Raw genomic sequence first — 23,407 nt, forward strand, 5'->3', positions numbered from 1 at the left:
GAGGTTAGGCCGGGCCGGCCTTGTATCCGACGCCGCGGACCGTGACGACGATCTCGGGGTGCTCGGGGTCCTTCTCGATCTTGGCGCGGAGCCGCTGGACGTGCACGTTGACCAGCCGGGTGTCGGCCGCGTGGCGGTAGCCCCAGACCTGCTCCAGCAGGACCTCGCGGGTGAAGACCTGGCGCGGCTTGCGGGCCAGGGCGACCAGCAGGTCGAACTCCAGCGGCGTCAGGTTGATGGTCTCCTCGCCGCGCTTGACCGAGTGCCCGGCGACATCGATGGTGATGTCCCCGATCTGGAGGATCTCGGGGGTCGGCTCGTCGGTGCGGCGCAGCCGGGCGCGCACCCGGGCGACGAGCTCCTTGGGCTTGAACGGCTTGACGATGTAGTCGTCGGCGCCGGACTCCAGCCCGAGCACGACGTCGATGGTGTCGCTCTTGGCCGTCAGCATGACGATCGGCACGCCGGACTCGGCGCGGATGCGACGGCACACGTCGATGCCGTCGGCGCCGGGGAGCATCAGGTCGAGAAGGACCAGGTCGGGCCGCGTGTCCCGGAATGCGTCGAGCGCCTTGTCACCGTCGGAGACGAAGGACGGCTCGAATCCCTCCCCGCGCAACACGATGCCGAGCATCTCGGCGAGAGCGGCATCGTCATCGACGACCAGCACGCGTCCTTTCATGGCCCCTCATTCGTTCTACGCAATTGGAGAGATATGGGCGATATCACACGTTCACCGGAAGGCTACCGTGGCGACCGTATGAGCGATACACGACCATGACAAAGGAAGGAGTTTAGGCGCACGGGGCGGAACGCGCGATGATGTGACCAAATGCGGCCAGGCTCGCAGGGCGTCCTTTGCCCGGCCGAACGGGAATTCCCGCCCGGATCCGCGCGCGAAGCTCTTGATCGTTTCACTATTTCGATCATGAAAGTGGCGTTCACGCGGGCGGGATCGGGCTTTCCCGCGCCGCCTCTCCCTGCCACGAGGTCGTACATCATGCCAGGATTGGGACATGACAGACGGCCCTGACCACGACGGCCCCGCCCCCGATGTGCCGCCCGGTTGGGCGCCCGACCAGCCTCCGGCCTACTGGGGGCACCAGGGGTCCTCCTGGGCCTCCCCGGGCGGGCCGGGCGAGACGCCGCCGCCTCCGCCCCCGCCGCCGCAGGGCCAGCCGTACGGGCAGTCCCCCTACGGCGGACAGCCTCAGTACGGCGGACAGCCCGGCGCGTACGGCTCCTACGGCGCGTACGGCCCGGGCCCGCAGGGGTTCCGGCCGCCGCCGCAGGCACCGCGACCGGGGATCGTCCCGCTGCGGCCGCTGGCCCTCGGCGACATCCTCGACGGCACGATCAAGATGGTGCGGTCGCACCCGAAGGCCACCCTCGGCCTGTCGGCGATCGTGGCGGCGGTCACCACGCTCCCCGTGTCGGCCGGGCAGGCGATCTACGTGCGCTCCAGGTCGGAGCTGCTCGCCGACCCCGATGCGTTCGGGACGGCCGACGCGCTGGGCGGGCTGGCCGCGCAGGCCCTCGGCACGCTGATCTCGATGGCGCTGACGTTCGTGGCCACCACGATCCTGACCGGCATCATGACCCGGGTGCTCGGCCGGGCGGTGTTCGGCGGAAAGATCACCGTCGGCGAGGCCTGGCGGCTGACCAGGCGGCGGTTCCCCGCGCTGTTCGGGCTCGTGGCGCTCGAAGGCCTGATCCTGATCCTGCCCGCGTTGCTCATCTTCGGCCTGTTCATCGGGCTGATCACGTCCGGGGCCCTGGATGACTCCTCCGGCAGCATCGTCGGCCTGGTCGGCCTCCTCATCCTGTGCCTCGCCGCCTACGCCGTGTACGCGCTGTTCTTCAGCACCAAGTTCGCGCTGTCGGCGCCGGCGGTGGTGCTGGAGGGACGCGGCCCGGTGGACGCGATGCGCCGCTCGTGGCAGCTGGTCAGGGGCGACTCGTGGCGGATCTTCGGCATCGTGCTGCTGACCGGCCTGCTCGCCGGGCTCATCGGCACCATGCTGTCCTTCCCGTTCACGCTCGCCGGCACGATGGTCGGCCTGCTGGGCGGCTCGTCGGCGGGGGTGGCCGTGGCGGTCACCCTCCTCACCGCCCTCGGCAGCACACTGAGCGCGATGATCACCTATCCCTTCCAGGCCGGCGTGAACGGCCTGCTGTACGCCGACCGGCGGATGCGGGTGGAGGCGTTCGACCTCGTGCTGCGCTCGGCCGCGGCGACGAACCAGACGCAGGGCTGGGTCCACTCCTCCGTGGACGACCTGTGGGACCCGTCCAACGCCGCCGCGGCCGGCGCCGGGGCCTCCGCGTACGGCCCCCCGTACGGCACCGGCCCGGGCCAGGACGGGTGGGGCGGGTACGGCGTGCCTCCGGGCGGTCCCCGGCTGTGACCCTGCCCGCATCCGCGCCGGCCGCCGCCCTGGCGGCGCTCGGCCCGCGGCTCCCCCGGGCGCCCGGTCCCCCGCTGGACCTCGGCCGCCACGAGGCCGGGCAGGAGGCCGCGAAGGAGCTGCTGCGCTCGGGATACCAGCAGGAGTCCCTGGTCGACCGGTTGTGGCGGCACCTGACGCAGCTCCTCGGCGACCTGTTCGACAGCGCGCCCGGAGGGCGGGCCGGGGGCGTGGTCGCGCTGGTCGTCATCGTCGTGGCGCTCGTCCTGCTGGCGGCGCTGCTGGTGTGGTCGCTGCGCCGCGTGTCCCGGTCCCGCCGGGCCGTGGAGGAGGGCCTCCTCGGCGGCGCCGTACGCACGGCCGCCGAGCACCGGGCCGAGGCCGAACGGCTGGCGGCCGCCGGGAGCTGGGCCGAGGCGATCAGGGAGCGGCTCCGGGCGATCGCCCGCGACCTGGAGGAGCGGGCCGTTCTCAGCCCCATGCCGGGCCGTACCGCCGCCGAGCTGGCCGCGGACGCCGGACGAGTGTTGCCCGCCCACGCCGTCGCGCTGACCGCCGCCGCGCGGCTCTTCGACGACGTCACGTACGGCGAGGCCCCGGGCAGCCGGGAAGGCTACGCGAGCGTGGCCGAGCTGGACGGGCTCCTCGCGGCGGCCCGGGTGAGCCTGGGGGCGGACGCGTGAGCGCCGCGACCCCGCCGACGTCGGTCTCCACCTCTCCGACGGCCGGGAGCGTGTGGCGAGGCGGGCGCGGCGTACTCGCGATCGCGTTGCTGGTGCTCGTGACCGCGGTGGTCCCCGTGCTGCTGTCGTCGCCGGGCACGGGCGACCGCCCGCTCGATCCGGCCGACTCCTCGCTCCAGGGCGGCAAGGCGCTCGCGCAGTTGCTCCGGCGGCACGGCGTGTCCGTCGAACGGGTGGAGAGCGTCTCCGCGATGGCCGCGAGCGCGGGCCCGGACAGCCAGCTCCTCATCGGCGACACCGTCGCGCTCAGCGCGGACGACGCGCGGGTGATCGCCGCGGCCGGCGGGGACCGGCTGATCGCGGGCCCCCAGACGCACCTCGACATCCTGGCCAAGGGCGTGCTCACCGGCAAGGACGTCCGGTCCAGGTCCCGTGAGCCGGGGTGCGCGCTCCCCGAGGCGACCCGCGCGGGCAGCGCCTTCGTCGGCGGCGTTTCGTTCGTGGCCCCCGCAGGCGCCGCCGGCTGCTATCCGGCGGCGGGGCGGCCGACGCTCGTACGGCACACCGTGGACGGCGCGACGGTCACCGTGATCGGCGACAGCGCGTTCATGACGAACATGCGCCTCGCCGAGGACGGCAACGCCGCGCTCGCGCTGAACCTGACCGGAGCCAAGCCCCGGCTGATCTGGCTCACCGCCCCCGAGAAGCCGGTGACCGGCGTGACCGGCACCGGCGAAGGCAAAACGCTGGGCGAGCTCATCCCGGACGCCGTCCCGTGGGCGATGCTGCAACTGGCCGTCGCGGTGGCCGTGGTCGCCGTGTGGCGGGGACGCCGCCTCGGTCCCGTCGTCGCCGAACGGCTGCCGGTGGTCGTCCGGGCGTCCGAAACCGTGGAGGGGCGCGGTCGCCTCTACCGGGCGCGGCGGGCCAGGGACCGGGCCGCCCAGGCGCTGCGCGCCGCCGCGATCGACCGGATGGCCCCCCGCCTGGGGCTGCCCCCGACGGCCGCACCCGAGGAGATCGTCGCCGCGGCCACCGTACGGACCGGGCGGGAGGCGCCCGAGGTGCGCTCCGCGCTGTACGGGCCGGCGCCCGCGGACGACGGCGCCCTGGTGGCCCTGGCCGGACAGCTCGACACACTCGAAAGGCAGGTACGAGACTCTTGACCACATCTACACCCGGCTCCCCGGGAGCGGACGCGGCCCGCGAGACGCTCGCCACGTTGCGCGCCGAGGTCGCCAAGGCGGTGGTGGGGCAGGACTCGGTCGTCACCGGGCTGGTGGTCGCGCTGCTGTGCCGGGGGCACGTGCTGCTCGAAGGCGTCCCCGGCGTGGCCAAGACGCTGCTGGTCCGCACACTCGCCGCGACGCTGTCGCTGGACTTCAAACGGGTGCAGTTCACGCCCGACCTGATGCCCGGCGACGTGACCGGCTCGCTCGTGTACGACGCCAGGACGGCGGAGTTCGAGTTCCGCGAGGGGCCCGTCTTCACCAACCTGCTGCTCGCCGACGAGGTCAACCGGACCCCGCCGAAGACCCAGGCCGCCCTCCTCGAAGCGATGGAGGAGCGCCAGGTCAGCGTGGACGGCGCGGCCCGCAAGCTGCCCGACCCGTTCATCGTGGTGGCGACGCAGAACCCGATCGAGTACGAGGGCACCTACCAGCTTCCCGAGGCCCAGCTCGACCGGTTCCTGCTCAAGCTGACCGTGCCGCTGCCGCCGCGCGAGCAGGAGATCGCCGTGCTGGAGCGGCACGCGCTCGGCTTCGACCCGCGCGACCTCTCCTCGGTCGTCGCCGTCGCGTCCGCGGCCGACCTGGACGCGGGCCGGGAGGCGGTCAAGCAGGTCCACGTGGGCGCGGAGGTGCTCGGCTACATCGTCGATCTGGCCCGCGCCACCCGGAACTCTCCCTCGCTGCAGCTCGGGGTGTCCCCGCGCGGCGCGACGGCGTTGCTGGCCGCCTCCCGGGCCTGGGCCTGGCTGTCCGGCCGCTCGTACGTGACGCCGGACGACGTGAAGGCGCTCGCCCGGCCCGCGCTGCGGCACCGCGTCCAGCTCCGTCCCGAGGCCGAACTGGAGGGCGCGACCCCGGACGGCGTCCTGGACGGCATCCTCGCCGGCGTCCCCGTCCCCCGCTGATGACGCCGATGACGCTGATGACGCGCCGATCGGTGAACGGAGGGACGAGGCGGTGGCACTGACCGGACGGGCGGGCCTGCTCGCGGCGCTGGGCGCGCTCGTGGTGCTGGTGGCGCCCGCCCCGCCCGTGGCCGTGCTGGGGCTCGCGCTGCTGCTCGCCGTACTCGTGGCGGTCGACCTGCTGCTCGCCGGCGGCGTACGCGGGCTGCGCCTCCACCGCGACGGCGAGCGGCTGGTACGGCTCGGCGAGTCGGTCACGGTCGGACTGGTCGTGGAGAACCCCGGCCGCCGCCGCGTCAAGGGCGTGGTGCGCGACGCGTGGCCTCCGTCGGCGGGGGCGGCGCCGTGCCACCTGAAGCTGGACGTCCCCGCGGGGCAACGCCGCCGCCTGGTCACCACGCTGACGCCGACGCGCAGGGGCGACCGTGAGGCGGTCACGGTCACCGTACGGTCGGTCGGCCCGCTGGGCCTGGCCGCCCGCCAGGGGTCGCACCTGGTCCCGTGGTCGGTGCGGGTGCTGCCGCCGTTCCTCAGCCGCAAGCACCTCCCCGGCAAGCTGGCCCGGCTGCGGGAACTGGACGGCCGCCACCCGGCGCTCGTCCGGGGCCAGGGCACCGAGTTCGACTCGCTCCGCGAGTACGTGGTCGGCGACGACGTACGGTCGATCGACTGGCGGGCCACCGCCCGGCGCAGCGACGTCGTGGTGCGCACGTGGCGGCCGGAACGTGACCGGCGGGTGCTGATCGTCCTGGACACCGGCCGCACGTCGGCCGGACGCGTCGGCGTGGCGCCCCACCCCGGGCAGCCGTCCGGCTGGCCCCGGCTCGACTGGTCGATGGACGCCGCGCTGCTGCTCGCCGCCCTCGCGGCCCGGGCGGGCGACCGGGTCGACTTCCTCGCCCATGACCGCACGGTGCGCGCCTGGCTGTCCGGGGCGTCCCGAAGCGACCTGCTGTCGTCGCTGGTCAACGCGATGGCCCCGATCGAGGCCGAGCTGGTGGAGGCCGACGCGCCGGGGATGGTCTCCGCCGTGCTGGCCAGGGCGAAGCGCCGCTGCCTGGTGGTGCTGCTGACCGACCTGAACGCCGCCGCGATGGAGGAGGGCCTGCTGCCGGTCCTGCCGCGGTTGTCGTCCCGCCACACGGTGCTGGTCGCGGCGGTCGCCGACCCGCGGGTGGCGGACATGGCCTCCGGCCGGGGTACGGCGGAGCTGGTCTACGACGCGGCGGCGGCCGAGCGGCTGCGCGGCGAACGGCGCTGGATCACCGCCCGGCTGCGCGGGCAGGGGGTCGAGGTGGTGGACGCCCCGCCGGAGGAGCTCGCCCCGGCACTCGCCGACGCCTACCTGGCATTGAAGGCAGCCGGCCGCCTCTAGCTGTGTCTATTGGCCTCGCTTCGCTCGGCGGGCTCGGGGCGCCCTCAGGCGATGTCTTCCCTCGTCACTCGGGGCTTCGTCCCTCAGCCCGCTCGTTCCTCAGTCCAGACACCGCCGCGCCCCTCGCGGGTGTGTGGTTGGGCGCCGTAACGATTGGTGGTGCCGGCGCGAGCTCGGGGCGCCCTTAGGCAGTGGGGGCGAGGTCGGGGGCGCGTTCGATGTCGCCGGTCTCGCCCGCACGGGCGGCCCGGCGGCCGAACACGACCACGTAGGCCAGGAAGAGGACCTCGGCCAGCACGCCGATGCCGATCCGCGCCCAGGTCGGCAGCCCGGACGGCGTGACGCCCGCCTCGATCAGCCCGGAGACGAACAGGACGACGACGAGGCCGAGGGCGACGCTCATCACCGCCCGCCCCTGCTCCGCCAGCGCCTCGCCCCGCCGTCGGGGCCCCGGGTCGATGACCGTCCAGCCGAGCCGCAACCCCACCCCGGCGGCGAGGAACACCGCGGTCAGCTCAAGCAGGCCGTGCGGGAGGATCAGCCCCCAGAACACGTCCGCCTTGTCATGCGCGGTCATCAACCCGCCGATGAGGCCCGCGTTCGCGGCGTTCTGCCACAGGATGTACGGGATCGGCAGCCCGAGGAGGACGGCCGAGATGATGACCTGCGCCGACACCCAGGCGTTGTTGATCCACACCTGTCCCGCGAACGAGGCGGCCGGGTTCTCCGAGTAGTAGTCGGCGAAGTCGTGCTCGACTAATTGTCTGATCTCCTCGGGGGTGCCGACGGCCGCCTGCACGTCCGGGTTGCCCGCCACCCAGGCGCCCATCACGTACGCGACCACGAGCGACGCGAGGGTGGCGCCGAGCCACCAGCGCCGGGCGCGGTAGGCGACGACGGGGAACGAGACGGTGAAGAACCGGACCGCCTCCCGCCAGGCGGGCGTGTGCGCCCCGGTCACGGCCGAGCGGGCCCGCGCCACCAGCGAGGAGAGGCGGCCGACCAGGACGGCGTCGGTCGAGGCCGAACGGACGACGGACAGGTGGGTCGCGACCCGCTGGTACAGCTCGACGAGCTCGTCCACCTCGGCCCCGGCGAGGTGGCGGCGGCGCCGTACCAGGTCCTCCAGCCGGTCCCAGGCGGGCCGATGGGCCGCGACGAACGCATCGATGTCCACGGTGGGCACTCTATCGATCGACTAATGCCCCAGTAGGGTGCGGTATGTGGCCGATGTTGTGACCGGCGAGGCCGTCGTCGTCGAGGTGCGGATCGCGCAGCTCCCCACCCGGGGCGTCGCGCTCCTCATCGACTGGGTCGTCCAGTGGGCCGCCCTCATCCTGATGTACATCCTGCTGGGCAGCGCGTCTGTGGTCACGGACACGGCGCTGGCGACGGGGCTGATGATCCTGGTGACGGTGCTCGTGCTGGTGGGCTATCCCGTCGCCTTCGAGACCGCGAGCAGGGGGCGCAGCCTCGGCAAGCTGGCGATGGGCCTGCGTGTGGTCGGCGACGACGGCGGGCCCGAGCGGTTCCGGCAGGCGCTGTTCCGGGGGCTCGCGGGCTTCCTGGAGTTCTGGATGTTCTTCGGCGCGCCCGCGCTCATCACGTCGCTGGTCAACCAGCGGGGCAAGCGGCTGGGAGACGTCTTCGCGGGCACGATCGTCATCTCCGAGCGCGGGCCGCGCCAGGAGCCGCCGCCGGAGATGCCGCCGGGGCTCGCGCCGTGGGCCGCCTCGCTGCAGTTGTCGCAGCTCACCGGTGAGCTGGCCGACACGGCCCGGCAGTACCTGAGCCGGTGGCACCAGCTCGGCCCGGACATACGGCACCAGATGGGCGTCCGGATCGCGGGCCAGGTGTCCGCCGTGGTGGCTCCCCCGCCGCCGCCCGGCCTGCCGCCGCACACCTATCTCGCCGCCGTCCTGGCGGAGCGACGCCGCCGCGAGGAGCTGCGCCTCGCCCAGGCCAGGGCCGCCGCGCCGCCCTTCGGAGCCGCGTACGGCGGTGCCTCCTACGGGTCGCCCTATGGCGGGTCCCCATACGACGGGGCTCCGTACAGCGGGTCGCCGTATGACGGGGCTCCCTACGGGGGCGCTCCTCACCGCGGCACACACGGGGGCACGCACGGGGGCGCTCCCCAGGGCGGCGCGCCGGCTCCCGTGAACCCGCCGCCTCCTTCGGACCCCGCCGGCCCCACTCCGGGGGGATTCGTCCCGCCAAATTGAGGTGTAGAGGCCGCAAAACGGGGCACATGTGACGATCTGCGGGCGACAAGGGCATGCCCGCAAGGGGGCAGGGTGGAGGCGGCCGGCCGCATAGGGACAGAGGCGGCCGGCCGTCTCCACCCGACTCAACCGCCGGGAAGCACCGCCCGGGCGCCGCCCGTGCTCAGGAGCCGGCGCGCCAGGAGTGCAGGTAGTCCTCCTGCTCGGCGGTCAGCTCATCGATCGCGATGCCGGTCGCCGCGAGCTTGAGCCTGGCCACCTCGGCATCGATGTCGGCGGGCACGTCGTACACGCCGGGCGGCAGCCGATCCGCCTCACCGGCGAGCCAGGCGATGGTGAGGGCCTCGGCGGAGAACGACATGTCCATGACGGCGGCCGGGTGCCCCTCGGCGGCGGTCAGGTTGACGAGGCGGCCCTCGGCGAGCAGGAGGAGCCGCTTGCCGTCCGCCAGGACGTACTCGTCCACGTTGGGGCGCACCCCGTAGTTCACCGACGCGGCCAGCCCCTCCAGGGCGCGGACGTCGATCTCGACGTCGAAGTGGCCCGCGTTGGCCAGGATGACGCCGTCCTTCATCACCGACAGGTGCTCGCCCCGGATGACGTCGCGGTTGCCGGTGACGGTGACGAACACGTCGCCCACCCGCACGGCCCGCCCCATCGGGAGCACCTCGTAGCCCTGGAGCGCCGCGTCGAGCGCCTTCACCGGGTCGATCTCGGTCACGACCACCCGCGCACCGAGCCCCTTGGCCCGCTCGGCCACGCCGCGCCCGCAGAATCCGAACCCGGCGACGACGACGGTCCGCCCGGCGAGCAGCGCGTTCGTGGCCCGCATGATGCCGTCGAGGGTGGACTGGCCGGTGCCGTACCGGTTGTCGAACATCCGCTTGGTGCGGGTGTCGTTGACCGCGACGACGGGGAATTCCAGCGCCCCCTCGGCGGCCATCTGCCGCAGCCGGATGATCCCGGTCGTGGTCGCCTCGCAGCCGCCGCGCACGGCGAGCTCCGTGCGCTCGGTGTGCAGGATGTTGACCAGGTCGCCCCCGTCGTCGAGCACGATGTCCGGGGAGACGTCCAGCGCCTGGTGGATGTGCCGGTAGTACGTCTCCATGTCCACTCCGGCCCGGGCGCGTACGGCGATGCCGTACGCGCCGAGGGCGGCGGCGACGTCGTCCTGCGTGGACAGCGGGTTGGAGGCGGCCAGCGCGATCTCCGCGCCGCCCGCCCGGAGCGCGCCCATCAGAACGGCGGTCTCCGCCGTCACGTGCAGGCAGGCGGCGACGCGCAGGCCGTCCAGCGGCCGCTCGTCGGCGAAGCGCGCGGCGATCGCGGTGAGCACCGGCATCGACCGCCGCGCCCACCCGATGCGCCGCTCGCCCGCCTCGATCAGGTCGGTCAGCTCGCGCGCCGTCATCGTCGTCCCCGCCCGCCGGTCGTCCCGCCCGGGTCCGGCCGGATTGCTCGATCAGTAGCGGTAGTGGTCCGGCTTGTACGGCCCCTCGACGTCGACGCCGATGTACTCCGCCTGCTTCTTGGTCAGCGTGGTCAGCTTGACGCCGAGCGCGTCGAGGTGCAGCCGGGCCACCTTCTCGTCCAGGTGCTTGGGCAGCACGTAGACGCCGACCGGGTACTGCTCGGTCTTGGTGAACAGCTCGATCTGGGCGATCACCTGGTTGGTGAAGGAGTTCGACATCACGAAGGACGGGTGGCCCGTCGCACAGCCCAGGTTCATCAGGCGGCCCTCGGCCAGCACGAGGATGGAGTGGCCGTCGGGGAAGATCCACTCGTCGACCTGCGGCTTGATGTTGTTCCGCTCGATGCCCGGGATGCGGGTCAGCCCGGCCATGTCGATCTCGTTGTCGAAGTGGCCGATGTTGGACACGATCGCCTGGTGCTTCATCTGCGACATGTGCTCGGCGGTGATGATGCCGAAGTTGCCGGTCGTCGTGACGAAGATGTCCGCGATGCCGACGACGTCCTCCAGCGTGGTCACCTGGAAGCCGTCCATCGCCGCCTGCAGGGCGCAGATCGGGTCGATCTCGGTGACGATCACGCGGGCGCCCTGGCCGCGCAGCGCGTCGGCGCAGCCCTTGCCCACGTCGCCGTAGCCGCAGACCACGGCCACCTTGCCGCCGATCAGCACGTCGGTGGCGCGGTTGAGGCCGTCGATGACCGAGTGGCGGCAGCCGTACTTGTTGTCGAACTTCGACTTGGTGACGGAGTCGTTGACGTTGATCGCCGGGAAGAGGAGCCGACCCGCCTTGTGCATCTCGTACAGGCGGTGCACGCCGGTGGTGGTCTCCTCGGTGACGCCCTTGATGTCCGCGGCGATCCGGGTCCACCGCTTGTCGTCGGAGACCGTCCGGCGCAGCGTCTCGAGGATGACGCCCCACTCCTCGGGGTCGTTCTCATCGGCGACCGGCACGACACCGGTCTCTTCGAACTCGGCGCCCTTGTGGACGAGGAGCGTGGCGTCGCCGCCGTCGTCGAGGATCATGTTCGGGCCGGAGCCGTCGGGCCACATGAGCGCCTGCTCGGTGCACCACCAGTACTCCTCCAGGGTCTCGCCCTTCCAGGCGAAGACCGGCACGCCGGAGGGGTTGTCGACCGTACCCTCGGGGCCGACGACGACCGCGGCGGCGGCGTGGTCCTGCGTCGAGAAGATGTTGCAGCTCACCCAGCGGACGTCGGCGCCGAGCGCGACCAGCGTCTCGATGAGCACGGCGGTCTGGATCGTCATGTGCAGCGAGCCCATGATCTTCGCGCCCTTGAGCGGCTGCGCGGCGGCGTACTCCCTGCGGGTCGCCATCAGTCCGGGCATCTCGTGCTCAGCGAGTCGGATCTCCTTGCGGCCGAACTCCGCAAGTGAAAGGTCGGCGACCTTGAAGTCCATGTGTGTCCCTCCGTATCAGTCGCCTGCGAGTTTAGGCGTCCCGCGCGGCACGACGCACGCCGAGAGGTCCGAACCTGACACAAGAATGTAAGGTTCACGCCTCCGGGGCTGCCAAAGGGCCGCCGCGGTGTCTACCGTTGCCACGGGGACGTCACGCGACGGGGCGTCGCCGGGGGAACGGGGAACGGAGCGGGGAGCCCGATGCGGATCACAGAGGCGGCCAAGCGGCTCGGCATGTCGCCTCGCATGCTGCGGTACAGGGAGGCGCTGGGGCTGCTGCCGCCCATCCGCGACCAGGGCGCGCACCGCAGGTTCGGCCCGGAGGAACTGGGGGCCGTCGGCCAGGCCCTGGAGCTGGAGCGCCGTTTCGACGTCTCCCCCGCCGAACTGGCCTTCGCCCTCCGGGCGATGTCCGAGCCCGCGGTCGCCCAGGCCGTACGGGACCTGGGCGTGCGGATCGGCCGCATCCAGGCCCCGCGCCGGGCGCTGGACTTCGAGAAGGAGAAGGCCCTGCGCCTGCTCAGAAACCGCTGACCTGGCCGATGACTCAGTGGGTGAGTTCACTCGAAAGAGTGACGACGCCCTATCCGGACATCCACCACAATTCCCGTCATGAATCTCACGGCGAAGCTCGACAAGGTAGATCGGCAGGTGGCGGGTCTCGATCTCCGGAGGATCATCGAGTCCCCTCTCCTCGACATCGTCATCGGTGTCAGCCTCTTCCTCCTCGCGCTGGACCAGCTCGGGGCGTTCCTCGGCTACCTCAACACCCTCCAGGTGCTCGCGGCCGGGCTCGCCACCCTCCCGCACATCCTGCGCCGTCCCATGCCCCTCGTCGTCGTGGGACTGACCGCCCTCGGCGCGCTCGGCCTGGTGTACCTCGGAGGCGGCAACATCTTCGGCCTGTCCGGCCCTGTCTACGCATCGGGGCTGCTGTCCGCCTACACGGTCTTCCGTCAGGTGCGCCGGAGGATCTCCTGGCTCCTCTGCGGTGTCGCGATCGTCCTCGCCGGCTTCCTGGTCTTCTGGTCCTTCTGGAACCGCTTCCCCTTCGCGGTGCCCTTCGCCCTTACGTGGGGAAAGGGCATCAGCCAGGTGCCGCTCGGCTCTGTGCCCTTCATCCTGACCGCGGCGGCGTCACTGGCCGCGGCGGCGTTCCTCGCCGATGTACGGCGCAGCCGGACCGAGGTACGGCAGGCTCAAGCCGACAATGTGGAGGCGCTGCGCGAGCAGGCCGCCATGGGCGAGCGGGCCAGGATCGCCCGCGAGATGCACGACGTCGTGGCCCACTCGATCTCGCTGATCGCGGTCCGGGCCGAGGCCGCGCCGTACACGCTCAAGGACCTCCCCGATCCGGTCCGGACCGAGTTCGCCGAGATCGCCACGTCGGCGCGGGAGACGCTGGGCGAGATGCGCAGGCTGCTCGGCGTGCTGCGGGCCGACAGCGGCGCGGAGACCGTACTCGCTCCACAACCGGGGCTGGAGCGAGTACGGCAGCTCATCGAGGGACACGGCGGCGACGTGGACCTCGACATCGTCGGCGAGGAGCGACCGCTGCCGCAGGCGGTGGACGTGTCGGCCTACCGCATCGTCCAGGAGTGCCTGGCCAACGCCCGCGCCCACGCCCCCGGCGCGCGGGTGTCCGTCGAGCTGGCCTATCAGCCGAACCTCCTGTCCATCCGGGTGGCCGACGACGGCCCCGGCCCCTCCTCGGCCGCCTCGGGCGGGCACGGCCTGATCGGGATGCGGGAGCGCGCCCTCGCGCTGGGCGGCTGGTTCAGCGCCGAGCCCGGCCCGAACGGCGGCTTCCTCGTCCGCGCGGGGCTCCCGACCGAATGACCGACTCCACAACCGCGACGATGACCAGCGTCATCGTCGCCGACGACCAGCCCGTGGTGCGGCGCGCGTTCGCCGCCATCCTCGACGCCCAGCCGGACCTCACCGTGGCCGGGACCGCCGCCGACGGGGCGCAGGCCGTGCGGCTCGCCCACACCGTACGGCCGGACGTCGCGCTGATGGACATCCGGATGCCCGAGATGGACGGCATCGAGGCGGTCCGGCGGATCGTCGCCGACCTCCCCACCCGGCCCATCATGATCACGACGTTCGACCTGGACGACTACGTCTACGACGCGCTCGCGGCCGGCGCCGCCGGGTTCCTGCTCAAGGACGTGACGGCCGCCTCGCTTGTGGAGGCGGTGCGGATCGTCGCCAGGGGCGACGCCCTGCTCGCGCCGAAGGTGACGCGGCGGCTGATCGCCGAGTTCGCGCAGCGGCACCGCAGGGCCGCCCCCCGAGCACCGGACGGCACGCCGCTGACGCCCAGGGAGACGGACGTGCTGACGCTGATCGCCCGCGGCATGTCGAACGCCGAGATCGCCGCCGAGCTGGTGGTGTCGGAGCACACCGTGAAGACGCACGTGGCGCGCCTGCTGGCGAAGCTGGGCCTGCGCGACCGCACCCAGGCGGTCGTCCACGCGTACGAGACGGGCCTGGTCAGGGCGGGGACGGGCGGCGCGCGGGAGTGAGCGGCGGGCTCAGCTCACCGGCGCGTTGCTCGAGCGGTAGAGGTCGGGCTCCAGGTAGATGACCCGGGCGATCGGCACGGCCTCGCGGATGCGCCGCTCCGCCTCGTCGATCCCCTGGGCGACCTGCGCCGCCGTGTCGTCGTGCTCGACCGCGATCTTGGCCGCGACCAGCAGCTCCTCGGGGCCGAGGTGCAGCGTCCGCATGTGGATGACCCGGGTGACCTCCGGAGCGCCTTCGAGCGCCGCACGGATCCGCTCCTCGACCTCCGGGGCGGCGCTCTCGCCGATCAGCAGCGACTTCGTCTCCACCGCGAGGATGACCGCGATCGCCGCGAGCAGCAGGCCGATCATCAACGTGCCGATGCCGTCCCAGATCCCGTCGCCGGTCACGACGGCCATCGCCACGCCGAACAGCGCGAAGAGCAGGCCGAGCAGCGCGCCGAAGTCCTCAAGCAGGACGACGGGCAGCTCGGGGGCCTTCGCCCGGCGGATGAACGAGAACCATGAGTGGTCGCCCTTGAGGTGGCGCGACTCCCTGATGGCAGTGCGGAACGAGAAGCCCTCGGCGATGATCGCGAAGATCAGCACCCCGAAGGCCCACTGGGGCGCCTCCACCGGGTGCGGGTCGGAGATCTTGTGCCATCCCTCGTAGATGGAGAACAGGGCGCCGACCGTGAACAGCACGACCGCCACCACGAAGGCGTAGAAATAGCGCTCGCGCCCGAAGCCGAACGGGTGCCTGCGGGTACGCGCCCGCTCCGCCCGCTTGCCGCCGATCAGGAGCAGCGCCTGGTTGCCCGAGTCTGCCACCGAGTGCACCGATTCGGCGAGCATGGAGGACGATCCCGTGAAGAGGAACGCCACGAACTTCGCAACCGCGATCGCCAGGTTGGCGCTCAGCGCCGCGATGATCGCCTTGGTACCGCCACCCGCGCTCACAGAACACTCCTCACGAATCGACCAGAGGGATCCTATTGGGAAACTCTGGCCCGAAGCTCGGCGATGACCGACATCGGCGCGGGGTCGAGGCCGTAGCCGAGAGCGAGGTAGACAGCGGCGAAATCGCCCAGGCCGACCAGCGCGGCCAGCCGCTCGAACGGGTGCGCGCCCTCGGACGCGATCTCCGAGACCGGTACGCCACGGTCCTGCGCGAGCCGCAGGGACGTCTGGCGGCACTCGGCCACCTGCGGGTGCTCGTCGGCGTCGCGCAGCAGGAACAGCCGCACCCGCGCCCGGGGGCCGGACGCCTCGTCGTCGCCGAAGTCCTCGAAGATGTCCCGGGCGGCGAGGGGTCCGTCGAGGACGCCCGCCTGGTCGTGCGCGGCCTCCGGCAGCGCGCCCCAGACGGCGGGACAGCCGGCCTGCTCGGCGAGCTGCGCCGCCAGCCGGTGCGCGGCCACGGCGGCGATCGGCGCGGTGCCCCAGATCATGGGGATGCCGTCGGCGAGCTCCATGGCGAGGGTCTTGCCGGGGTTGATGAAGGAGTCGCTCGCCGGCCGGCACCGGTGCGCGATGTCCTCAAGGCGCTGCGCCGCCGCCTCGAAGACCGGCTCGCCCGCGTCGGTCAGACCGAGCGCGGACGCGGCGACCAGCAGTGGCACCGCGAGACCCCACATGGTCGCCTGGGGCTGGCCCGCCACCGACGGGATCGGCACGAAAGGCGCCCCGGCCTGCGCGGCGAGCGCGCTGAGCGGGGTGTCCGCCGGGCCCGCCGCGAGCAGCGAGCACCCCCGGCGCACCGCCTCGGCCCCGAGCGCGAGCGCCTCATCGCCCCGCCCGGTGAACGACAGCACCATGACCAGGTCGGCCGCGCCGATCCAGCCGGGCAGGCGGTAGCCCCGGACGGTCACGACCGGCACGGGCGCGCCCGGCCCGCAGACCGCGTTCAGGACGTCGCCCGCGATCCCCGCGGCGCCGACGCCCGCCACCACCAGGGCGCGCGGCCTGCCCTGCCCGGCCACCCGGGCCACCCCCGCCTCCACCGCGGCGCGGTACGCGGTGCGGATCTGGGCGGCCGAGGACGCCACGGTGCGGAGCATGCCGGACGGATCGCCGTCCGCAAGGCACCCCTGGTCGTCGAGCCTGCTCGGGTCGAACCGGGGGACGGACGCCCCGCCCGAGAGCGTCATGCCTTACGCGCCTCGTCCACGAGCAGGACGGGGATGTCGTCGCGCACGGGATACACGAGCCCGCACGACTCGGAGGTGCACGCCAGCTCGTCGGCGTCCGCGCACGGCCGCAGCGGGGACTTGCACGCCGGGCAGGCGAGGACGTCCAGCAGCCAGTCGTCGATCTTCAAATCTGTCAGCTCCTTAGGGCGGCGAGGACCTCGTCCCGCACGGCCGCCATCTTCTCCTCGTCGGCCGCCTCGGCGTTCAGGCGCAGCAGCGGCTCGGTGTTGGACGCGCGCAGATTGAACCACCAGTCGCGGCCGTCCACCGTAAGGCCGTCCAACTCGTCGAAGGTAACACCCTCACGACCCGTGAAGGCCCAGCGCACGGTCTCCAGGGCGGCGGCCTGGTCGGCGACCTCGCTGTTGATCTCGCCGGACGCGGCGTAGCGGGAGTATCGCCCGAGCAGCTCCGACAACGGCCGCTCCTGACCGCCGAGCGCGGCGAGCACGTGCAGCGCCGCGAGCATCCCGGAGTCGGCGAACCAGAAGTCACGGAAGTAGTAGTGCGCGGAGTGCTCGCCGCCGAAGACGGCGCCGGTGTGGGCCATCTCCGCCTTGATGAAGGAGTGGCCGACGCGGGTGCGGACTGGGACGCCCCCGTGCTCACGCACGATCTCGGGCACGCCCTTGGAGGTGATCAGGTTGTGGATGATCGTGGCGCCCGGGTGCCGGGCCAGCTCGCGTGTCGCGACCAGCGCGGTGATCGTGGACGGGGAAACGGACTCGCCGCGCTCGTCGATCACCCAGCACCGGTCGGCGTCGCCGTCGAAGGCGATGCCGACGTCGGCGCCCTGCTCGACGACGGCCTTCTGCAGGTCCACCAGGTTCGCCGGTTCGAGCGGGTTGGCCTCGTGGTTGGGGAAGCTGCCGTCGAGCTCGAAGTAGAGCGAGGTCAGCTCCACGGGCAGGCCGGCGAACACCTCGGGCACGGTGTATCCGCCCATGCCGTTGCCCGCGTCGACCACGACCTTGAGCGGCCGGACGCCGGAGAGGTCGACGAGCGTCTTGAGGTACGCGGAGTACCCCGCGAGCACGTCCCGCTCGGTGACCGTGCCCGCGCCGGGCGTGCCGCCGAGGCCCGACTCCAGCAGCTCGGCGGCGCGGTCGCGGATCTCGCCGAGACCGGTCGCGCTGCCGATCGGCACCGCTCCCGCGCGGCACATCTTCATGCCGTTGTAGCGGGCGGGGTTGTGGCTGGCGGTGAACATCACGCCGGGCAGCCCGAGGCTGCCGCTGGCGTAGTAGAGCATGTCGGTGGAGCCGAGCCCGGCGTTCACCACGTCGGCCCCGCGCGAGGTCGCGCCGCGCGCGAAGGCGGCGGCCAGCGGACCGGACGACGCGCGCATGTCGTGCGCGATCACGAGGGAACGCGCCTGTGTCACCTCGGCGAAGGCCGCCCCGACCGCCTCCGCGATCCGCTCGTCGAACTCGCCCGGTACGACGCCGCGCACGTCGTATGCCTTGAAGATCTTGGTGAGGTCGCCCACCGCAGCCCCCCATCGTTTGATTTGCCGCGCCCGAGCCTACAAGGCGCCACCGACACGGCGCGTGTGATCCGTCGGCGGCCGGCCCGTCGTCACCGCTCCCGGTTGGGCTGGGCGGACTTGAGCACCCTCAGGTGACCGCGGCGGCCGACCTCGACGGCCTGACCGACGGGCTCGCCCGCGGCGGGCGCGGGCCGGGCGGCCTCGCGGACCGCGTTGGCGAGGGCTTCCAGATCGTCGCCGCTCGGCGCTCCGGGCTCGGACGGGAGCCGCACGACCTCCCACCCCCGGGGGGCGGTGAGCCGTTCCGCGTGCTCGGCGCACAGGTCGTAGCAGTGCGGCTCGACGTACGTCGCGAGGGGGCCGAGAACCGCGGTCGAGTCGGCGTAGACATACGTGAGTGTGAAGACGGCAGGCTGCCTGCAGGCGGTACGGGAACAGCTGCGGACGGGGCTCACGGAGGGACCGTATCCGGTCCGCGTTCACATTGCCACCACCCTGCCGCTCTTAACGAGCGTGTCGCCACAATCCGGACACCGCCTCACCCTCGGTACGGCGCGCCGCCACTCCTTTAAGCTGGCCGCGTGAGCGAGCGAAGCGGAGATTCCCGGCGCCGGGTGCGGCGGCGCGACCGGCACGGCCGCGGGCTGCGCGGACCTTTGGCGCCGTCGCACGTCCCGATCGCGAAATCGCGCGGCGAACGCTTCGACGACCTGGTCCTCGACGCGGTGGACCGGCTGAAGCCCCGGTGGGGCAAGCAGCTCGCGACGATGGAGTTCGCGGTGGAGGAGGTGCCGCCGCCGGCCGAGCTGATCGACGGCCCGGCGCGGCTGGAGAGCGACCCGATCCCCTTCGGCCGCGCGGAGACCGCGGCGGGATCGGATCCCGCGGTCGTGGTGGTCTACCGCCGTCCCCTTGAGGCGAGGGCGCGCGACCGCGACCAGCTGGGGGCGCTGGTGAGCGACGTCATCGTGGAGCAGGTCGCCAGCCTGCTCGGCCTCACCCCGGAGACGATCGACCCCGGGTACGACGACCGGCACTGACCCCGCGCCGGCTACGGCAGGACCGCGCCCGGCCACTCGGCGGTGACGGGCACCAGTGCCCAGGTCCGCGCCTGCGCCAGCGGCTGCACGGTGAGGAGCACGCCTTCCGGGGTGTCCTCGCTCAGCACCCGCCCGCCGTACACGGGGCCCGATCCCGCCACCGGCGTGACGTGGACGGCGAAACCGGAGCCGGAGCCCGCCGGCGGCTTGAGTTTGATCTCCTTGCTCCGGGCGGCGGGCAGCGCCACCTCGACCGGCGCGGCCGGGGCGCCGTTCTGCGGCAGGATCCGGATCCGCACCGTCGCGGCGCCGAAGGGCGCGGACAGCACCAGCCGGGACTGCTGCCCGCCGGCCTTGGCGGACTTCGCGCCCGGACCGCCGTCGGCGACCACGCTGCCGAGGTCGATCGGCGCGGCGCCCGCGGTGAAGGCGACGTCCTGGCGCGAGCCCGTACCGGTCATCCTCATCCCGGCGACGATCGGCTGGTCGGCGGTCAGCACCAGGGCGCCGGCCTGGCCTCCGACGCCCGTGGTCAGGTCGAGCGTGGTCGTGGAGCCGGCCGGCACCTCCACGGTCTCCTTGTTCTTCAGCGCGTACGAGCCGTCCTTCAGCACCGCCTTCACCTGGACGACGGCGTCCTGCTCGCCGGGGGCGGCGACGTACAGCTCGCGCTGGCCCGCGCTGCCCGGGATGCCGGGCACGACCACGCGGGTGGACGGCGGCGCGGCGGCGGGGAGCCAGTCCACCCCGCGGCCCTCTCCCAGGGACGCCCGGACCGCGGCGGCCACCCGGCCGCCGCTGGTGGTCACCTGCACGGCCATCACCAGCGGCGACGGCGCGAGGTCGCGCAGCTTGACCTCGCGGTACTCGCCGGGCTTGATCACCATGCCGTTGCCGCGGTCGGAGAGCACCGGCCCCTCGCCCGCGTAGATCATGACGGCGACGTCGGCCGCGGCCTCGTCGGAGTTGGCCAGGTGGAGGGTGATGTCGGCGGCGGCCGGGCCGGGCCCGATGAACCACGCCTCGGCTCCGGGCTCGACGCAGCGCACGCCGGACAGCCCCCGCAGCGCCCCGGAGGTGACGCGGGTGGTCTGCGCGGCCTCCAGGCCCGCCGCCGCCGCGCCCATCCCGGCGACCGTGACCGGCCGGGTGCGCAGCGGGACGTCCCGCCGCCACAGCGCGCCGACCTTGTCGAGCGTGGCCAGCGGCTTGCCGCCCTTCATCTGCTCGACCGTGGCCGCGCCGGACCCGCCGTTCCCGGCTCCCTGGTCGGCGGGGGGCGTGATCACGCTCAGCCGGCCGCCGCCGGGGTCGGGGCACACCATGGACACCGACTCCACCGCCGTCTTGACCTTCTGGGCCGCCTTCGGCGGCACGGGCGCGGGACGGCTGACGAAGGCCACGCCGTACAGCGCTCCGAGCACGACCAGCACCAGGGCGAGCAGGCCGAAGCGGTTCTCGATCAGACCCTTCATGCGGGCACCCGCTCCTCGGGGTTTCTCGGACGCCTCCGGGAGGTCCGGGCCGGCTCCGGCGCGTCGCCGTGGTCGTCGTACTGTTCCGCCGTACGGGCGCCGGGCGAGGCCAGGAGCAGCACGAGCGCGACCAGGGCCGCCTGCGCCCACAGCCAGGTCCGGTGCCATCCGTCGCCCCCGGCCGGAGGGCGCGGCACCGTGACTGTGCCGACCACGCGCCACAGCCCGCCCACCTCCGAGAGGCTCATCCGCGCCAGCGCGGGCTCGGAGTCGAGCGCGCGCTGCAGCGAGATCTCCACGGGGCCGGGCGCGGTGACGAACTGGATGCCGTAGGCGGCGAGCGTCCGCACGTCGTCGCCGCCCCTGCCGGAGGCGAGGCCCGCGACGGCCGCGCCGACCCGGGCGGTGTCCGCCTCCGGCGAGCGGAGGTCGGACTCGCCGATCAGCGGCGCGCGTCCCGGCAGGATCGTGTACGTCAGGCGGCCGCCCTCGGGACGCATGAGCAGCGTGCGTTCGCCGCGCGGCGAGAACGCGGCGGCGAGCGGCGGCAGGGGGTCGCGCAGGTCGCCGCGCAGCGGGCCGCCCGCTCCGCCCGCGATCCACAGGCCGGCCGCGGCCAGCGGCGTGGCGAAGGCCACCACGACGATCAGCAGGGCGCCCAGCCGCCGCATCACACCCGCCGCGCGGAACTCGGCGATCCGGTGCGCGGTGAGCGCGGTGGCGACGAGCAGGCCGGTGGCGGCGAACGCCAGCGGGACACCGGGCCACTCGCCGAGCCTGCCCACCACGACCGCGAGCAGCACGCCGAACAGTGTGACGCCCCAGCCGATCGCGACGACCGTCTGGTGGCGGCGCAGCAGCAGCGCGCCGAGGGCGACCGCGACCAGGCCGCCGGTGACCCAGACGGGCGGCGTCCCCGGCCCGCCGGGGTTGAACATGAGCAGGGCCTCCGCGCTCACCCGTGGGTCGGCGAGCGCGGGATCGGCCAGCCCCGATTCGAGAAGGATGCGGCGCGGCTCCCGGACGATCTCGACGAGCCAGGGGAACAGCAGGACGATCGGCGTGCCGAGGCCGATCCCCAGGGAGAGGCCCACACCGCGCCGGATGCCGCCGAAGGACACGGCGGCGAGCCCGCCGAGGATGGCGACCATGACGTAGACGAGCGGATCGAACGCGGCGCCGACCGCGAGGAGCAGGCCGAACCCCCACGCGGCGCGGCGCGACCCGGCGACGACCCGGGTGGCGAGCGCGACGTAGCCCGGGATCAGGATGAGGATCAGCGCGGTGCCGACCCGGCCGGTCGCGATCACACCGGTCGCCACCGGCAGCAGGGCGTAGGTCGCGGCCAGCCACACCCGGGCCGGGGTGTAGGAGATCATCCGCCTGGTCGCGACATACGCGGAGAGCCCGGCGAGGGGCACGCAGCCGAGCAGCAGGACGGACACGGCCAGCGCGGTGTTGCCGAAGAAGAGGGTGGACAGCGCCGCGATGACCGCCACGTACGGCGGGGCCCAGGTGTCGGAGCCGAGTCCGGCGACGTGGTGGTTCTCGGTGTAGAGCCGCCACAGGTCGGAGGCGCCGCCGGTGACCGGGACGAGCGCGCCTCCGCCGAGCAGCCCGCCGCCGGTGAGCAGCGGCCACGCGGCGGCCACGGTGATCCCGGCGAGCAGGAGGAAGAGCAGCACCCCGGGGCTGGAGGTGATCCGCTGGAACAGCCCGGAGTCGGTGAGCAGCTCGTCGCCGTCGTCCTCGGCGGCGCCGGCGGCGTGGTGCCGCCCGGCCGAGTCGACCGGCCCCTCCCCCGCGAGGTACCGCTGGACCATGTCGGCCAGCCGCCGCCAGGTGGCACCGGGCGGGGTGAGCAGCCGCGCGACCGCGGGATATCCCTGTTTCCTGCCTTTCTTCCGCGCCCGCCGGGCCTTGATGAGCCGTCCGGGACGGCCGAGGACCGAGCCGAGCGCGGCGAGCTCGTCCAGCGCGTTGGCCGGCTGCTTGGCGAGGAGGAACAGGACCGTGCGGGCCAGCGAGCCGGCGATGTTGCGGAAGATCGAGCGGACCAGCGCCAGGAACGGCAGGTTCGCTATGATCACGAACAGGCCGTTGCGCCGGTCGAGGCGGCGGGGGTGGTCGTCGCTGACGGCGATCCGCCTGCGGCGCCGGGACGCCGCCTCCGCGTGCCAGGCGACGGCGGTGGTCACGTTGAGCACGCGGTGTCCGGCGATCCTGGCCCGCCAGCACAGGTCGAGGTCGTCGCGGAAGAGCGGCAGCACCGGGTCGAGCCCGGCCAGCTCCTCCCACACGTCGCGGCGGATCAGCATGCCCGCGGTCGAGACGGACAGGACGTCGACCACGCCGTGGGGGCCGTCGTGCTGGCCCTGGTCGTACTCGCGGGGTTCGAGCCCGGTGTCCCTGCGCCCGGATCGGCCGACGGTGACACCGATCTCCAGCAGGACGCGCCGGTCGAGCCAGTCACGGAGCTTCGGTCCGAGGATCGCGGCCTTGGGGTTCTCGTCGGCGGCCCGCAGCAGCGCGCTCAGCGCGTGCGGGTCCGGAGCGCAGTCGTCGTGGAGCAGCCAGAGCCACTCCTGCCCCTGGGCGCGCGGAAGGCGTCGCACGACCTCGTGGACCGCCTCGCCGAACCCCGCGGAGCGGGGCAGGCTCAGCACGCTGCCCTGGCCGAACGCTTCGGCGAGGAGCCGGCCGCTTCCGTCACGGCTGCCGTTGTCGACGCCGGCGACGCGGTCGAGCGGCCGAGACTGGCGGAGCACCGCGTCGAGCGTCTCCTTGAGCCATCGGGCGCCGTCGTGAGCGACGACGATCGCGGTGACGGAGTGCACGTGGATGAGTCCTCGGGGGGTTGTCCCGCGATCTCATTACACGTCACGAAACCGCGGGGGATTTCAGGTCAAGCGCGACAACCCTACGGCACCCCACGCTGAACCGATCAAACCGAGAGCCTTAAAACGCCGGCGGGGCCACGCGCCGATCG

At 73.2% G+C, this 23,407-nt stretch carries 21 protein-coding genes; 10 read left to right on the top strand and 11 right to left on the bottom strand.

The genetic code is table 11. The features are described 5' to 3' along the window. Positions 1–4: 4 nt before the first annotated feature. The gene (gene mtrA, locus AWQ71_RS08390; protein ID WP_030509347.1) at positions 5–682 is read right to left on the bottom strand and encodes an MtrAB system response regulator MtrA; all 678 of its coding nucleotides are present in this window, start codon (positions 680–682) and stop codon (positions 5–7) included. A 334-nt stretch (positions 683–1,016) separates the two neighbouring features. Here mtrA and AWQ71_RS08395 point away from each other — a divergent pair, with 334 nt between their 5' ends. The 5 genes from AWQ71_RS08395 to AWQ71_RS08415 are packed head-to-tail and all read left to right on the top strand — an operon-like array spanning position 1,017 to position 6,603. After that, positions 1,017–2,408, top strand: a complete 1,392-nt coding sequence (locus AWQ71_RS08395) for a DUF7847 domain-containing protein (protein ID WP_067129333.1) — start codon at positions 1,017–1,019, stop codon at positions 2,406–2,408. Continuing rightward, positions 2,405–3,091: a DUF4129 domain-containing protein gene (locus tag AWQ71_RS08400; RefSeq protein ID WP_245658179.1), complete on the top strand. Its 687-nt coding sequence runs from the start codon at positions 2,405–2,407 to the stop codon at positions 3,089–3,091. The genes AWQ71_RS08395 and AWQ71_RS08400 overlap by 4 nt, the downstream gene beginning before the upstream one ends. Then, a complete protein-coding gene (locus AWQ71_RS08405; RefSeq protein ID WP_084258701.1) occupies positions 3,088–4,257 on the top strand; it encodes a DUF4350 domain-containing protein in 1,170 nt (389 codons plus the stop codon). Before AWQ71_RS08400 ends, AWQ71_RS08405 begins: the two co-directional genes overlap by 4 nt. Continuing rightward, positions 4,254–5,228, top strand: coding sequence for an AAA family ATPase (locus AWQ71_RS08410; protein ID WP_067129337.1), 975 nt, complete (start codon positions 4,254–4,256; stop codon positions 5,226–5,228). Before AWQ71_RS08405 ends, AWQ71_RS08410 begins: the two co-directional genes overlap by 4 nt. Before the next feature lie 52 nt (positions 5,229–5,280). Next, entirely contained in the window at positions 5,281–6,603 is a 1,323-nt protein-coding gene (locus tag AWQ71_RS08415) for a DUF58 domain-containing protein (RefSeq protein WP_067129340.1), read from the top strand. A gap of 184 nt (positions 6,604–6,787) precedes the next feature. Here AWQ71_RS08415 and AWQ71_RS08420 read toward each other — a convergent pair whose 3' ends face one another. Continuing rightward, positions 6,788–7,780, bottom strand: a complete 993-nt coding sequence (locus AWQ71_RS08420; protein WP_067130345.1) for a stage II sporulation protein M — start codon at positions 7,778–7,780, stop codon at positions 6,788–6,790. Between the two features lie 46 nt (positions 7,781–7,826). Here AWQ71_RS08420 and AWQ71_RS08425 point away from each other — a divergent pair, with 46 nt between their 5' ends. Next, positions 7,827–8,825, top strand: coding sequence for an RDD family protein (locus AWQ71_RS08425; protein WP_067129343.1), 999 nt, complete (start codon positions 7,827–7,829; stop codon positions 8,823–8,825). Positions 8,826–8,988: 163 nt separating this feature from the next. Here AWQ71_RS08425 and AWQ71_RS08430 read toward each other — a convergent pair whose 3' ends face one another. Together AWQ71_RS08430 and ahcY are read right to left on the bottom strand one after the other, a co-directional pair. Further along, the gene (locus tag AWQ71_RS08430; RefSeq protein WP_067129346.1) at positions 8,989–10,236 is read right to left on the bottom strand and encodes an adenosylhomocysteinase; all 1,248 of its coding nucleotides are present in this window, start codon (positions 10,234–10,236) and stop codon (positions 8,989–8,991) included. A gap of 51 nt (positions 10,237–10,287) precedes the next feature. Beyond that, on the bottom strand, positions 10,288–11,715 hold the full coding sequence (gene ahcY / locus AWQ71_RS08435; protein ID WP_067129349.1) for an adenosylhomocysteinase: 1,428 nt from the start codon (positions 11,713–11,715) through the stop codon (positions 10,288–10,290). Positions 11,716–11,916: 201 nt separating this feature from the next. Here ahcY and AWQ71_RS08440 point away from each other — a divergent pair, with 201 nt between their 5' ends. The 3 genes from AWQ71_RS08440 (at position 11,917) to AWQ71_RS08450 (ending at position 14,243) form a co-directional block, all read left to right on the top strand. Further along, on the top strand, positions 11,917–12,249 hold the full coding sequence (locus AWQ71_RS08440) for a MerR family transcriptional regulator (protein WP_067129352.1): 333 nt from the start codon (positions 11,917–11,919) through the stop codon (positions 12,247–12,249). A 78-nt stretch (positions 12,250–12,327) separates the two neighbouring features. After that, positions 12,328–13,554: a sensor histidine kinase gene (locus AWQ71_RS08445; RefSeq protein ID WP_067129354.1), complete on the top strand. Its 1,227-nt coding sequence runs from the start codon at positions 12,328–12,330 to the stop codon at positions 13,552–13,554. Beyond that, positions 13,551–14,243: a response regulator gene (locus AWQ71_RS08450; protein WP_439650364.1), complete on the top strand. Its 693-nt coding sequence runs from the start codon at positions 13,551–13,553 to the stop codon at positions 14,241–14,243. The genes AWQ71_RS08445 and AWQ71_RS08450 overlap by 4 nt, the downstream gene beginning before the upstream one ends. A gap of 9 nt (positions 14,244–14,252) precedes the next feature. Here AWQ71_RS08450 and AWQ71_RS08455 read toward each other — a convergent pair whose 3' ends face one another. The 5 genes from AWQ71_RS08455 to AWQ71_RS08470 all read right to left on the bottom strand — a co-directional run bounded on the left by AWQ71_RS08455 (position 14,253) and on the right by AWQ71_RS08470 (position 18,358). Then, positions 14,253–15,182: a cation diffusion facilitator family transporter gene (locus tag AWQ71_RS08455; protein WP_067129357.1), complete on the bottom strand. Its 930-nt coding sequence runs from the start codon at positions 15,180–15,182 to the stop codon at positions 14,253–14,255. 32 nt (positions 15,183–15,214) lie between these two features. After that, positions 15,215–16,372 carry an SIS domain-containing protein gene (locus AWQ71_RS08460; RefSeq protein WP_067129360.1) on the bottom strand — a complete coding sequence of 386 codons (1,158 nt, stop codon included), beginning with the start codon at positions 16,370–16,372 and terminating at the stop codon, positions 15,215–15,217. After that, entirely contained in the window at positions 16,369–16,542 is a 174-nt protein-coding gene (locus AWQ71_RS39980) for a Trm112 family protein (protein ID WP_084258702.1), read from the bottom strand. The genes AWQ71_RS08460 and AWQ71_RS39980 overlap by 4 nt, the downstream gene beginning before the upstream one ends. Positions 16,543–16,547: 5 nt before the next feature. Beyond that, positions 16,548–17,903 (bottom strand): phosphomannomutase/phosphoglucomutase, encoded by a 1,356-nt coding sequence (locus tag AWQ71_RS08465; protein ID WP_067129363.1) that lies wholly within the window; start codon positions 17,901–17,903, stop codon positions 16,548–16,550. Positions 17,904–17,992: 89 nt separating this feature from the next. Next, positions 17,993–18,358 carry a DUF3499 domain-containing protein gene (locus tag AWQ71_RS08470; protein WP_066933011.1) on the bottom strand — a complete coding sequence of 122 codons (366 nt, stop codon included), beginning with the start codon at positions 18,356–18,358 and terminating at the stop codon, positions 17,993–17,995. Between the two features lie 126 nt (positions 18,359–18,484). Between AWQ71_RS08470 and AWQ71_RS08475 the strand changes: the two genes are divergently transcribed. Beyond that, positions 18,485–18,943 (top strand): metallopeptidase family protein, encoded by a 459-nt coding sequence (locus AWQ71_RS08475; protein ID WP_067129366.1) that lies wholly within the window; start codon positions 18,485–18,487, stop codon positions 18,941–18,943. Positions 18,944–18,954: 11 nt separating this feature from the next. On the opposite strand, the gene AWQ71_RS08480 is transcribed toward AWQ71_RS08475, so the two are convergent. Next, positions 18,955–20,418: a DUF5719 family protein gene (locus AWQ71_RS08480; RefSeq protein ID WP_067129368.1), complete on the bottom strand. Its 1,464-nt coding sequence runs from the start codon at positions 20,416–20,418 to the stop codon at positions 18,955–18,957. Continuing rightward, on the bottom strand, positions 20,415–23,255 hold the full coding sequence (locus AWQ71_RS08485; RefSeq protein WP_067129370.1) for a glycosyltransferase family 2 protein: 2,841 nt from the start codon (positions 23,253–23,255) through the stop codon (positions 20,415–20,417). The genes AWQ71_RS08480 and AWQ71_RS08485 overlap by 4 nt, the downstream gene beginning before the upstream one ends. Between the last annotated feature and the right edge of the window lie 152 nt (positions 23,256–23,407).

The organism is Microtetraspora malaysiensis (genome assembly GCF_001528665.1).
GTDB lineage: Bacteria > Actinomycetota > Actinomycetes > Streptosporangiales > Streptosporangiaceae > Microtetraspora_A > Microtetraspora_A malaysiensis.